Annotated in this window: 12 protein-coding genes; 10 read left to right on the forward strand and 2 right to left on the reverse strand. The window is 71.7% G+C overall.

Annotated features, from left to right (window positions below; translation table 11 throughout):
- Together L615_RS05435 and L615_RS05440 are read right to left on the reverse strand one after the other, a co-directional pair.
- Positions 1–220, reverse strand: a 220-nt coding sequence (locus tag L615_RS05435) for an ArsA-related P-loop ATPase (protein WP_145724396.1), incomplete at its 3' end; no start/stop codon positions are given.
- Positions 221–252: 32 nt separating this feature from the next.
- Positions 253–711: an SRPBCC family protein gene (locus tag L615_RS05440; protein ID WP_028655229.1), complete on the reverse strand. Its 459-nt coding sequence runs from the start codon at positions 709–711 to the stop codon at positions 253–255.
- A gap of 81 nt (positions 712–792) precedes the next feature.
- Here L615_RS05440 and L615_RS05445 point away from each other — a divergent pair, with 81 nt between their 5' ends.
- The 10 genes from L615_RS05445 to L615_RS05490 all read left to right on the forward strand — a co-directional run bounded on the left by L615_RS05445 (position 793) and on the right by L615_RS05490 (position 11760).
- Entirely contained in the window at positions 793–2580 is a 1788-nt protein-coding gene (locus L615_RS05445) for a long-chain fatty acid--CoA ligase (RefSeq protein ID WP_145724373.1), read from the forward strand.
- 220 nt (positions 2581–2800) lie between these two features.
- On the forward strand, positions 2801–3520 hold the full coding sequence (cpaB, locus tag L615_RS05450; RefSeq protein ID WP_186449744.1) for a Flp pilus assembly protein CpaB: 720 nt from the start codon (positions 2801–2803) through the stop codon (positions 3518–3520).
- 11 nt (positions 3521–3531) lie between these two features.
- Complete coding sequence (locus L615_RS05455; protein ID WP_145724374.1) at positions 3532–4725, forward strand: AAA family ATPase; 1194 nt, start codon at positions 3532–3534, stop codon at positions 4723–4725.
- The gene (locus L615_RS05460) at positions 4722–6284 is read left to right on the forward strand and encodes a CpaF family protein (RefSeq protein ID WP_028655226.1); all 1563 of its coding nucleotides are present in this window, start codon (positions 4722–4724) and stop codon (positions 6282–6284) included. The genes L615_RS05455 and L615_RS05460 overlap by 4 nt, the downstream gene beginning before the upstream one ends.
- Complete coding sequence (locus L615_RS05465) at positions 6284–7648, forward strand: VWA domain-containing protein (protein ID WP_145724375.1); 1365 nt, start codon at positions 6284–6286, stop codon at positions 7646–7648. Before L615_RS05460 ends, L615_RS05465 begins: the two co-directional genes overlap by 1 nt.
- A complete protein-coding gene (locus tag L615_RS05470) occupies positions 7578–8174 on the forward strand; it encodes a type II secretion system F family protein (RefSeq protein ID WP_145724376.1) in 597 nt (198 codons plus the stop codon). The genes L615_RS05465 and L615_RS05470 overlap by 71 nt, the downstream gene beginning before the upstream one ends.
- Positions 8174–9094 (forward strand): type II secretion system F family protein, encoded by a 921-nt coding sequence (locus tag L615_RS05475; RefSeq protein ID WP_036517334.1) that lies wholly within the window; start codon positions 8174–8176, stop codon positions 9092–9094. Before L615_RS05470 ends, L615_RS05475 begins: the two co-directional genes overlap by 1 nt.
- Before the next feature lie 19 nt (positions 9095–9113).
- Complete coding sequence (locus tag L615_RS05480) at positions 9114–10676, forward strand: sensor histidine kinase (protein WP_028655224.1); 1563 nt, start codon at positions 9114–9116, stop codon at positions 10674–10676.
- Positions 10677–10678: 2 nt separating this feature from the next.
- Positions 10679–11344: a response regulator transcription factor gene (locus L615_RS05485; RefSeq protein WP_028655223.1), complete on the forward strand. Its 666-nt coding sequence runs from the start codon at positions 10679–10681 to the stop codon at positions 11342–11344.
- Between the two features lie 200 nt (positions 11345–11544).
- Positions 11545–11760, forward strand: coding sequence for a Flp family type IVb pilin (locus tag L615_RS05490; protein ID WP_028655222.1), 216 nt, complete (start codon positions 11545–11547; stop codon positions 11758–11760).
- Positions 11761–11828: the final 68 nt, after the last annotated feature.

Here is an 11828-nt window from a genome sequence, read left to right on the forward strand (position 1 = left end):
GGTAGCGCTGGATGTCCGCCCACGACTGCTCGAAGCGCAGCTGGGCGTCGACCTGCTGCAGGAAGAGGTTCGGCGCCACCTCGGTCGGCTCCGCCTCGGCGTAGATGTCGGCGTCGACCACGCCGACCTTGCGGCCGGCGAGCGAGTGGAGCGCCGCCGTGCCGGCAGCGACGGTCGACTTGCCGACGCCGCCCTTGCCGGTGAACAGAACGATCCGCACGGGCTGTCCGTGTCCTGGGTCCGCGGCCGCGCTCAGGCGCCGGACTCGACGCGCTTCTTCAGGCCCTTCAGCGCGGTGTCGATGAGGATCTTCTCGCCCTTGCGCTTCAGCATGCCGATCAGCGGGATGTTGACGTCCAGCGCCAGGCGGTAGGTCACCTCGGTGGCGCCGGCCCCGGCCGGGCGCAGCACGTAGGCACCTTCGAGCGCCTTGAGCATCTTGCCCTCGACGAGCGTCCAGGTGACCTGGTCGTCACCGCTCCAGTCGTAGGCGAGGGTGTACTCGTCCTTGATCGGCGAGACGTCCAGGGCGAAGAAGACCTCGCGCGCCCGGCCCCGCTGCTGCGGGTCCCCGGCGTCGTACGACGAGCGCACCTCGGCGACCGTGACGCCCTTGGCCCAGTCCGGGTAGGCCGGGAAGTCCGCGATGACGGCCATCACGTCCGCGGCAGGGGCATCGACGACGATCGACGAAGACGTCTGTTCGGCCATGCGGGAAGGCTACCGGACGGACCACCCCGGCCCGGGCCGGTGTGGTGCGCGGGATACCGGGCCATGGCCTAGCCTGCGGACGTGCGCGAGTACTCCACCCCGCAGACGGTCAGCGTCCCGACCTCCGGCAACCTCACCGACGACGTCCTCCGCAACGCGCGGGAGGCCCCGGACGCCGTGCAGTTCAGCCGGCCGGACGGCGAGGGCGGCTGGACGGACGTCACCTGCGCGGCGTTCCTCGACGAGGTGCAGGCGGTGGCCCGCGGCCTCGTCGGGGCCGGGATCGGTCCCGGCGACCGCGTGGCGATCATCTCCCGGACCCGCTACGAGTGGACCCTCCTCGACTACGCGACCTGGTTCGCCGGTGCCGTCAGCGTCCCGATCTACGAGTCCTCCTCCGAGGAGCAGGTCCGGTGGATCCTCGCCGACTCCGGCGCCCGCGCAGTCGTCGTGGAGGATGCGACCCACCTCGCGCGGGTCGGCGCCGTGCGCGGCGACCTCCCTGACCTCGAGCACGTGTGGGCCATCGACAGCGGCGCCGTGGCGGAGATCGGCCGGCTCGGAGCCGGGGTCACCGAGGACGACCTGGAGGCGCGTCGGAGCGCGACCGGGCCGGACGACCTCGCCACGCTGATCTACACGTCGGGGACGACCGGGCGCCCCAAGGGCTGCATGATCACCCACGACAACTTCCAGAACGAGCTCTGCGTCGCCGTCGCCGAGCTCGAGCGGCTCTTCGACGCCGAGGGCGCCTCGACGCTGCTCTTCCTGCCGCTCGCCCACGTCTTCGCCCGGATCATCCAGGTCGGCTGCGTGAAGTCTCGTACCCGGCTCGGCCACAGCTCCGACATCAAGAACCTGCTCCCCCAGCTGGCCAGCTTCCAGCCCACCTTCCTGCTCGCGGTGCCTCGCGTCTTCGAGAAGGTCTTCAACACCGCCTCGCAGCGCGCGACGGCCGACGGCCGCGGCAAGGTCTTCGACCGCGCTGCGGAGGTCGCGATCGCGTGGTCCCGCGCGCAGGACGGCGGTCGGGTGCCGGTGCGGGTCCGCGCCCAGCATGCCCTCTTCTCCCGCCTCGTCTACGGCCGGCTGCGCGAGGCGCTCGGTGGGCGGTGCGAGTTCGCGGTCTCCGGTGGCGCACCGCTCGGTGAGCGGCTCGGCCACTTCTACCGCGGCGTCGGCGTCAACGTCCTCGAGGGCTACGGCCTGACCGAGACCACCGCAGCCCTGACCGTGAACCTGCCCGACGCGCAGAAGGTCGGCACCGTCGGGCGTCCCCTGCCGGGCACCGCGGTCCGGGTCGCCGACGACGGTGAGCTGCTCTTCAAGGGCGGGCAGGTGTTCGGCGGCTACTGGAACAACCCCGAGGCGACCGACGAGGCGCTCCACGACGGCTGGTTCCACACCGGCGACGTCGGCGAGGTCGACGACGAGGGCTTCGTGCGGATCACCGGCCGCAAGAAGGAGATCCTGGTGACCGCCGGCGGCAAGAACGTCGCGCCGGCCGTCCTCGAGGACCGGGTGCGTGCGTCGGCGCTGGTCAGCCAGTGCCTGGTCGTCGGCGACGGCCAGCCGTTCATCGCCGCCCTTGTCACCATCGACGAGGAAGCCTTCCCGGCCTGGGCCGAGCAGCACGGCAAGACGGGCCGGATCGCCGACCTGGTCGACGACGAGGACCTGCGCGCCGAGGTGCAGGCCGCGATCGACGAGGCCAACAAGGCCGTCTCCAAGGCCGAGTCGATCCGGAAGTTCACCATCCTGCCGACCGACTGGACCGAGGAGGCCGGCCAGGTCACGCCCAGCCTCAAGCTCAAGCGCAACGTCGTCATGCGGGAGAGCCGTGACGAGATCGCTGCGCTCTACGAGTGACCTTGGTCTCGGTCCGGGTGGCCCGGACGGTCCACTCGACCGGGGACCGTAGTCCCGATGGACCATGCCCGGAAGGCGATCGGACACCATTGGTCGGCGTTTCGGGATTTCTCTCACACGTCGTCCGCCGCCTCGCTAGCCTCGGGCTGCGCTGCAGCCCGGGGAGGCCTGCGGCACAACACATGGGGAGCGGGAGGGCTCTGAAGTGGATCGTCGCAGGTTGTTGCTCGTCGTTGCCGCGGTGATCGCCGCGCTCGGTGTCGCAGCGGTGTTCATGTACGCACGTGGCGCGGACGCGCGCGCCGCCGAGAAGTACGACACCGTGGAGGTGCTCACCGCGTCGCAGGACATCGCCCCCGGCGAGAGCCTCGACGACGCCCTGGAGAGCGGCAAGGTCCAGCTGACCCGGATCGCCCAGGCCCAGCTCCTCGAGGGCGCCAGCGACGACTCCGAGCCGCTGCGCAGCAAGGTCGCGCTGACCACCATCTACGCCGGTGAGCAGCTCATCCCCGCCAAGTTCGGCGCGATCGAGGACGTCGAGGCCCGCTCGAGCCTGCCGATCCCGAAGGGCAAGATCGCCATCTCGATCCTCGTCAAGGACGACGGCCGCGTCGGCCGCTTCACCAAGGCCGGCTCCGAGATCTCCGTGATCTCCACACTGCTCGACGACAGCCAGCACCCGATCGTCACCCGCGTCCTGCTCGACCGGGTCACCGTCCTCGCCGACGGCACCCAGACCGTCGAGCCGGAGAAGGGCGAGGGCACCAGCAACGTCACCGACGCCTCCATCCAGCGCCTGGTCACGATCGCCGTCACCCAGGAGCAGGCCGAGCGGGTCCGCTTCGCCGAGAAGGGTGGCGAGCTCACGATCGCGCTCCTCAACGACGCCAGCGAGGTCAAGCCCGGCCCCGGCGTCACCGCCGACAACCTGTTCGACTGAGAGGAGCGGAGATGCCCGTCATCGTCGAGGCGGATTCCGCCTCCGTCACCCCGCTGCTCAGCTTGATGCCGACCGGGTCGCACTCGGTCGCCTCGGTCGAGCGCATGCACGCCTGGCTCGACCAGCACGCCGACGAGTACGTCGTCGTCCTCGGCCCGMCCCTGCGGCTCGAGGAGGCCCTCGGCTGTGCCGAGGAGCTGCGGATCAAGCGGCCGACCGTCAGCGTCGTCCTCGTCCGCGACCAGTTCGACACCGACGTCCTCGCCCGCTCCATGCACGCCGGGATCCGCGACGTCGTCGTCGCGGACGGCGACGACAAGTCGCTGTCGATGGCCGTCGAGCGCGCCCACCAGCTCTACCAGGCCCTGCGCGGCCCCGGCGGCGCCCGCCAGCTCGGCCGCATCGTCACCGTCTTCTCCCCCAAGGGCGGTGTCGGCAAGACCACGTCGTCGGTCAACCTGGCCCTCGCGCTGACCGACCGCGGCGCGCGCAAGGTGTGCCTGGTCGACCTCGACCTCGCCTTCGGCGACGTCGCGATCACCATGCAGCTCTTCCCGACGCACTCCATCGAGCAGGCCGTCGGCTCGGAGGACTCCATCGACCTCGGCATGCTCGAGGGGCTGCTCACCCGCCACGAGGACTCGCTCAGCGTGCTCGCGGCGCCGGCCCACCCGGACGTGCGCGAGCGGATCACCCCGCTGCTGATCTCGCGGATCCTGCGCGCCCTCCGCGAGGGCTTCGACTACGTCGTGGTCGACACCTCGCCGTCCTTCGACGACGCGACGCTGACGGCCCTCGACGAGACCGACGAGTGCGTCATCGTCGCCACCCTCGACGTCCCGACCCTGAAGAACGTCAAGGTCGCCCTCGAGACCATGGACATGCTGTCCATCGCCCGCGGCCACCGCCACCTCCTGCTCAACCGGGCGGACGAGGAGGTCGGCATCAGCGTGGAGAAGGTAGAGAGCATCCTCGGGATGCCGGTGACCTCGCAGGTCGCGACCGCGGTCGACATCGCGGCCGCCACCAACTCGGGCACGCCGATCGTGTCGCACAAGCCGCACCACGCGGCGAGCGCGGCGTACTTCCAGCTCGCGTCGTCGGTCACGGGTGAGCCCGTGGGCGGTCCGACGCCGCCCGAGCCGGCCACGGCCGCGGAGCAGGGCCAGCGCTCCCGCGGCCTCTTCCGACGGAGGAGCTCATGAGCAGCCTGTCCGAGCGCCTCGCCGCCGCCCGCGCCGCCCAGGCGGCCGCCGCCGGCCAGGGCAAGCACGCCGCCGACGTCCCCCCGGACGCCACCCCGGCCCCCGCTGCCCCGGCACCCGCCGCCGCGGCCACCGCGCCGCCGTCCGCGCCCGACCTCCAGAAGGCTGCCCCCGCGTCCGGCGCGTCCGCCGCGGGTCCGCTGTCGGCCCGCGCGGCCGCTGCCGGCGCCTCGTCCGGCGGTGACGGCAAGTCGTCCTCGCGGCGGCCGCTCGCCGGCTCGGAGACCGACCGGATCGAGGAGCTCAAGTCCAGCGTGCACGAGGAGCTGCTCAAGCAGCTCGGCCCGCACCTGTACGACGCGGAGATGGACCAGGACGAGCTGGACCGGACGGTCCGCGCCGTCCTCGCCGAGGTGCTCGGTGCCCAGGACCGCCCGCTCAGCGCCGCGGACCGCTCCCGGGTCACCCAGGAGATCACCGACGACATCCTCGGCTACGGCCCGATCGACCCCTACCTGCGCGACCCCGAGGTCTCCGAGGTCATGGTCAACGGCCACGACGACGTCTGGCTCGAGCGTGACGGCCGGCTGGTCAAGGCCGACGCCCACTTCGCCGACGAGGCCCACCTGCGCCGAACGATCGAGAAGATCGTGTCGCGCATCGGCCGCCGGGTCGACGAGTCCTCCCCGATGGTCGACGCCCGCCTGCCCGACGGCAGCCGCGTCAACGCCATCGTCCCGCCGCTGGCGATCGACGGCTCGGCGCTGACGATCCGGAAGTTCTCCGCGGACCCGCTGACCGTGCAGGACCTGATCAACTTCGGTTCGCTCACGCCGCAGACGGCCGACTTCCTCGACGCCTGCGTGCGCGGCCGGCTCAACATCATCGTCTCGGGCGGCACCGGCGCCGGCAAGACGACCACGCTCAACGTGCTGTCGTCGTTCATCCCGCGCGACGAGCGCATCGTGACCATCGAGGACGCCGCGGAGCTGCAGCTCAAGCAGGAGCACGTGGTCCGGCTCGAGTCGCGCCCGGCCAACATCGAGGGCAAGGGCGAGGTCACCATCCGCGACCTGGTCCGCAACAGCCTCCGCATGCGCCCGGACCGCATCGTCGTCGGTGAGGTCCGCGACGCCTCCGCGCTCGACATGCTGCAGGCGATGAACACCGGCCACGACGGCTCGATCTGCACCCTGCACTCGAACGGCCCCCGCGACACGCTGGCCCGCATGGAGACGATGGTGCTGATGGCCGGCATGGACCTGCCGATCCGCGCCATCCGCGAGCAGGTCGCCTCCGCCGTCGACCTCATCGTGCACCAGACGCGCTTCAAGGACGGCTCGCGCCGGATCACGCACATCACCGAGGTGGAGCGGATGGAGGGCGACATCATCACCCTCCAGGACGTCTTCGTCTTCGACAACAGCGCCGGGTTCGACGAGAACGGCCGCATCCTCGGCCGGCTCCGCTCGACCGGCCTGCGACCGAAGTTCCTCGAGAAGCTCGCCTACGCCAACGTCGCGGTCGACCCGACCCTCTTCCGGACGGACAGGCTCTGATGGGTGCGCGACGGCTGCTGCTCCTGCTCGTCGCCGCCCTCGCGGCGCTCGTGCTGCCGGCCGGGGCAGCCTCCGCCGAGGACGGCACGATCGCCCACGTCGAGTCCACCGGCGACGGCCTGCGGGTGCTCGTCAACGTTCCCGCGGGCGCCGAGGTCGACCTCGCCGGCGTCGAGGCGACCCTCGACGGCGACGCCCTGGACGCGAGCGCCGAGGTGGCCGGCACCGGCACCGAGGTGAAGCGCACCGCGGTGCTGGCAATCGACACCAGCCAGTCGATGCGCCAGCGAGGCCGCTTCACCGCTGCCAAGGAGGCGGCACGGACCTACCTCGACACGGTCCCTGCCGACGTCGCCGTCGGCATCGTCACCTTCGACGCGACGGTCGCCGTCGCCCTCGAGCCGACCACCGACCGCAGCGCGGCCCGCGACGTGGTCGACGGCCTCGAGCTCGCCCGCGACACGCTCCTCTACGACGGGATCGTCGCCGCGATCGAGGCGACCGGCGACGAGGGCCAGCGCTCCGTGCTGGTGCTCTCCGACGGCGCCGACACCGGTGGCGAGTCCACGCTCACCGACGTCACCGACCGCATCGCCAGCACCCGCACCCTCGTCGACGTGGTGAGCCTCGGCCAGGCCGGCCGAGCGCTCGCGCCGCTGCAGGAGATGGCCGAGGCCGGCAAGGGCCGCGTCATCCGCAGCACCGGGCGCGGCCTCGCCGACGACTTCCGTGCCGAGGCCGACGTGCTGGCCAGCCAGGTGCTGGTCACCGCGCCGCTGCCGGAGGGCTTCTCCGCGACCCAGGCGACCGTCGAGGTCGTCCTGCCGACCGCCGGCGAGCCGGTGGTGGCGCGCGCGCTCGCGGCGGTGGAGCCGGCCTCGTCCGGCGAGGCCACCCGGCCAGACGCCGTGGAGCTGGACTCCCCCGGCGGCTGGCAGGTCCCCGAGTGGGTGCTCTACGCCGGCACCGGCGTGCTGGCCGTCGGCCTCATCGCCGCGGCGATGCTGCTCGTGCCCGGCAAGCCCGCGCCGATGAGCATCGCCGAACGGGTCGAGGCCTACAGCACGCAGGTCAACCGGCTGGAGAAGGCCGAGAAGCCCGCGTCGGAGCCGATGCTCGAGCAGGCCAAGGCCGCAGCGGCGGGGGTGCTCGAGCGCAACAGCGGCCTCAACGACCGCCGCCGGCAGCGGCTTCAAGCCGTCCGAGTGGCTGCTGGTCCACATCGCGGTGGTCTTCCTCGCAGGCCTCTTCGGCTTCCTGCTGACCGGCAACGGCGTCGCCGGAGCAGTGGCGATGGTCGTCGGTGCCTTCCTGCCGCCCGTCTACCTCCGCGTCCGCGCCAACCGGCGGCGCCGTGCCTTTGACGACGCCCTGCCCGACGTGCTGCAGCTGATCTCCGGCGCCCTCAGCGCCGGCCTCTCGCTCGCGCAGGCGGTCGACACCGTCGTCCGCGAGGGGCCCGAGCCGATCGCGTCCGAGTTCAAGCGGGTCCTCGTCGAGGCCCGGATCGGGATGCCGATCGAGGACGCCTTCGACGGCGTCGCCGCACGCTTCCAGAGCAAGGACTTCGCCTGGACCGTGATGGCCATCCGCATCCAGCGGCAGGTCGGCGGCAACCTCGCCGAGCTGCTCAACACGGTCGCGGCCACCATGCGCGAGCGGGCGTACCTGCGCCGCCAGGTGCGCACGCTGTCCGCCGAGGGGCGCTTCTCCGCGATCATCCTGTGCGCCATGCCGCCGTTGTTCGCCCTCTTCATGCTGTTCAGCAACCCGGACTACCTGGCCCCACTCGTCGCCGACATCCGCGGCTGGGCACTCATCGCCACCGCCGCCGCGATGATGACCGTCGGGACCGTCGCCATGTCACGCCTCGTGAAGGTGGAACTGTGATGCTGCTCCTCCTCGGCGTCGTGCTCCTCGCCGGCGCGATCGCGGCGGTCAGCGCCGCCCTGGTGAAGAACGAGAACCCGGACGGCCTCGCCCGGGCGCTGCAGGCGCTCGAGCAGCAGGGCGCGGCTGACCCCGAGCTGACGCGGGAGGCCGAGCCGTCCTTCGCCGACCGGGTCATCGACCCGCTCCAGGAGCGCGCGCTCGGCATCGGCCGGCGGGTGACAGGGGCCGACCAGGCCGAGCGGATCCGCCGTCGTCTCGACCAGGCGGGCAACCCCCGGGGCTGGACCGTGGACCGGGTCATCTCCTCGAAGGTGCTCGGAGCGGTCGTCGTCCCTGTGCTCGCGGTGCTCCTGGTGGTCGCGATGGCCGGGTCCGCCACGATGATGCTCGCAGGCGCGATCGGCGGCGCCGTGCTCGGCTTCTTCGCCCCCGACCTCTACCTCTACAACACGGCGGTCAAGCGCGCCGACGACCTGAAGAAGACGCTGGCCGACGCCGTCGATCTGCTGACCATCAGCGTGGAGGCCGGGCTCGGCTTCGACGCCGCGCTGCAGCACGTGGCCCGCCACACCGAGGGGCCGGTCGCCGAGGAGTTCTCCCGGGTGCTGCGCGAGATGCAGCTCGGCCGCAGCCGCGCCGACGCCCTGCGCACGCTCGGCGAGCGCAGCGACGTCGAGGACCTCAAGGCGTTCTCCAGCGCGATGGTGCAGGCCGACGCCTTCGGCGTGCCGATCGGCCAGGTGCTGCGCGTCCAGTCGAGCGAGATCCGGACCAAGCGGCGGCAGTACGCCGAGGAGAAGGCCCAGCAGGTGCCGGTGAAGATCATGGTCCCGCTGGTGCTCTTCATCCTGCCCTGCCTGATGATCGTGGTCATCGGGCCCGCCGTGCTGGGGGCCATGGATGCCTTCAACGGCTAGGACGGCCTAGGGTCGGGACATGGCCAGCAGCCAGACCTTCGTGGTGGTCGGGGCAGCGCGACTCTTCGCGCTGCTCGCCATCGGCGGGCCCATCCTGTGGCTGCGCCAGAGCGAGGGCGTCGTGGCGCTCATGCTCATCGCAGCCGTGTGGGTCTACCAGGGTGTCACGGCCACCCGGCGCGAGCTCCAGCTCTCGCTGAGCCCGACCACGGAGGCCGCGACGATCGGCGTCATCTGCGCGGTGAGCATGCCCTACGGTCCCTCGATCCTCGCCGCGCTCGTGGTGCCGCCGCTCTACGCCACCGCGACCGCCGGGATCCGGACGATGGTCCGCACGGTCATCGTCGAGGTGATCGCGGTGGTGGCCCTCGGCCTGATGTGGTGGGAGACGCTGACCAACGACCAGGCGGTGGCGATCTTCACCTGGGTGATGACCGGCCTGGGCCTGAGCCTCATCGCCAGCGTCACCTTCTCCTCCGACCGGGCGTCCGACCCGCTCGCGCCCTACCGCGACGCCCAGCAGCACCTCAAGCAGCTGCTCGCCCTCGCCGGCAACCTCAGCTCGGGCCTCGACGTGACCGCGCTCGGTGGCGAGCTGCTGAGCGAGGTCAGCGACCGCATCCCCAACCGCGGCCTGGTGCTCTACGTGCCTCGCGGTGACGCGCTGGCCCCCGTGGCCTCCACCATCGACATGTCGTCCGGCGACTTGTCGGCCTGCGAGACGCTCGCCGGCGACGTCCGCCACGGTCGCACCGACCGCACGACCGTGGAGATCGGCCAGGGCTTCGCCTTCCGGGTCAGCGACCAGGCCGTCGTCGCCGGCCTCCGACCCGTCGATGCCGGCCCCAGCACGATCAGCCTCGACGAGGTCGCGGCCAGCCTCGGCGACAACGCCGTCAAGCTCGATGCCGCCCTGCTCTTCGCGCAGTTCCGCGACGCCGCGACGGCCGACGAGCGCAACCGCCTCGCCCGTGAGATGCACGACGGCGTGGCCCAGGACATCGCCTCGCTCGGCTACCTCGTCGACGCCCTCGCCGCCCGTCCCGCCGACGAGCAGCAGGCGAAGGTGCTGGGGATGCTGCGCGACCGCGTGTCGGTGGTGGTGGCCGAAGTCCGCCGGTCGGTCATGAACCTGCGCACGTCGATCGGCGAGGCGGAGAGCCTGGGCGCAGCGATCAGCAACGTGGCCCGGCACCTCTCGGAGTCGTCCGGCATCCCGATCCGGGTGCGCCTCGACGAGCAGCCCGCCCGGCTGCGGCCCGAGGTCGAGGCCGAGCTCTTCCGCATCGCCCAGGAGGCGATGAACAACGCGGTCAAGCACGCCCGGGCGACGTCGATCGACGTGCGCTGCCAGGTCTACGCCCCCGAGGCGCTGATCACGGTGACCGACGACGGCATCGGCATGCAGCAGGCGCGTAGCGACTCCCACGGCCTGAAGATCATGCGCGAACGTGCCAGACTGATCGGAGCGGACCTCGTGGTCCGCGACAACGCCAGCCGCGGGCTGACGGTCTCGGTCTCCCTGAAGGTCCCCCGCCACCCGGTGGGCACTGGCTCCGCACGTACGACCCCCGAGGAGTAGCCATGAGCGACCCGGCTGACCAGGCCAAGGTCACCGTCCTGCTGATCGACGACCACGAGCTGATCCGCAACGGCCTCGGCGCCGTGCTCGACCTCGAGCCCGACCTCGAGGTGGTCGCCACGGCCGGTTCCGTCGCCGAGGGGATCCAGCGCTACCACGAGGTGCGACCCGACGTCGTGGTCACCGACCTGCAGATGCAGGACGGCACCGGGCTCGACGTCGTGCGCACGCTGCGCAAGGAGAGCGACGAGGTCGGCCTCATCGTGCTCACGATGCACTCCGGCGACGACCAGATCTTCGCCGCCATGCAGGCCGGCGCCTCGGGCTTCGTCGGCAAGGACGCGCCCTCCACCGAGGTGATCAAGGCCGCGCGCCACGCGGCCGTCTCCCCCAAGGCCTTCGTGTGCGCCGGCCTGGTCGGCGCCATGATGCGCCGCCAGTCCGCCGAGTCGACCGCCCTCACCGAGCGCGAGCACGACGTCCTCCTGCTCCTCGCGGAGGGGCTCAACGCCGCGGCGATCGGGCAGAAGCTCTACCTCTCGGAGTCGACCACGAAGTCGCACATCGCCCGGATCTACCAGAAGCTCGGGGCGGCCAACCGCGCCCAGGCGCTGGTGACCGCGATGCGGATCGGGCTGCTGTCGACGGTCGCGCCGTCCGCCCGCTGACCACAGCGACTGCGGACCGGCGGGGACCGGCGGGACCGCGTCCGGCCGTGACCCCGATCACGGGTCGCGGGTAGTCCGAACTGACTACCACCGTTGAGACGAACTCCCGATCCGTCAGGACGCCGATTCCGGCAGAGTTCTGACTGTCGGGGAAGCACTCCCCGGGGACACAGCTAGAACCAGTGCACAAGGAGACCCCGATGGTCCAGTACCTGCAGATCCTGCTCAACGCCCGGCTCGCGAAGATGGAGGAGCGCGGCGCCACGGCCGTCGAGTACGGCCTGCTCGTCGCCCTCATCGCCGTCGCGATCATCATCGCGGTCCGCACCCTGGGCGACAACCTGACCGGCGTCTTCGACAACGTCGGCGACGAGGTCGGTGGCGCCGGCGGCGACGGTGGCGCCGGCGGCGAGTGATCGCTCGCACCCACCTCGCGTGAACCGAACGGCCGGGTTGTCCCTGACAACCCGGCCGTTCGACTGTC

Origin of the sequence: Nocardioides sp. J9 (assembly GCF_007829375.1) — a bacterium.
Classification (GTDB): Bacteria; Actinomycetota; Actinomycetes; order Propionibacteriales; family Nocardioidaceae; genus Nocardioides.

Bases quoted from the DNA above. Each gene is read 5' to 3' on its own strand.
- L615_RS05440 (WP_028655229.1), bottom strand. From the start codon at position 711: ATGGCCGAACAGACGTCTTCGTCGATCGTCGTCGATGCCCCTGCCGCG.
- L615_RS05460 (WP_028655226.1), top strand. From the start codon at position 4,722: ATGAGCAGCCTGTCCGAGCGCCTCGCCGCCGCCCGCGCCGCCCAGGCG.
- L615_RS05465 (WP_145724375.1), top strand. From the start codon at position 6,284: ATGGGTGCGCGACGGCTGCTGCTCCTGCTCGTCGCCGCCCTCGCGGCG.
- L615_RS05470 (WP_145724376.1), top strand. From the start codon at position 7,578: ATGGTCGTCGGTGCCTTCCTGCCGCCCGTCTACCTCCGCGTCCGCGCC.
- L615_RS05475 (WP_036517334.1), top strand. From the start codon at position 8,174: ATGCTGCTCCTCCTCGGCGTCGTGCTCCTCGCCGGCGCGATCGCGGCG.
- L615_RS05480 (WP_028655224.1), top strand. From the start codon at position 9,114: ATGGCCAGCAGCCAGACCTTCGTGGTGGTCGGGGCAGCGCGACTCTTC.
- L615_RS05485 (WP_028655223.1), top strand. From the start codon at position 10,679: ATGAGCGACCCGGCTGACCAGGCCAAGGTCACCGTCCTGCTGATCGAC.
- L615_RS05490 (WP_028655222.1), top strand. From the start codon at position 11,545: ATGGTCCAGTACCTGCAGATCCTGCTCAACGCCCGGCTCGCGAAGATG.